The 373-nt window shown below is 71.0% G+C and carries 1 pseudogene; it reads right to left on the bottom strand.

What is annotated here, in order from left to right:
* A pseudogene (locus tag EXE44_RS18550) lies at positions 1 to 373 on the bottom strand (hypothetical protein); the annotation flags it as partial.

Here is a 373-nt window from a genome sequence, read left to right as displayed (position 1 = left end):
GACGGAGGCCGCGGGCGCGAACCGCTCGCGGGCGTAGCAGTACCACACGATGGGAAGCAGTCCCGCGAGCGCCATGTTGACGCCGGAGAAGCCGAACCCGATCGCGTCCCGCGGGACGGCGAGGTTCAGCACGGACAGCGCGAACGGAAAGGCGCCGAGGTAGGTGACGAACGCCGTGAAAAAGAGGCGGCGGCGCCCGCTCAGGACCGCGAGCGCGTAGCCGACGCCGGCGAGGAGCCCGTACCCGACGAGGTTCCCGACGAGGTGGTCGGCGCCGAGGTGGACGTAGTGCGCCGTGAACGCCGAGGACACTGTGGGGTCGGTGTACGCGAACGCGAGCGAGCGCCGGGTCGCTTCCGGCAGCGTGAACACC

This window comes from Halorubrum sp. SS7 (assembly GCF_005435055.1).
GTDB lineage: Archaea > Halobacteriota > Halobacteria > Halobacteriales > Haloferacaceae > Halorubrum > Halorubrum salinarum.
This window is presented reverse-complemented; position numbering and strand designations above follow the sequence as displayed.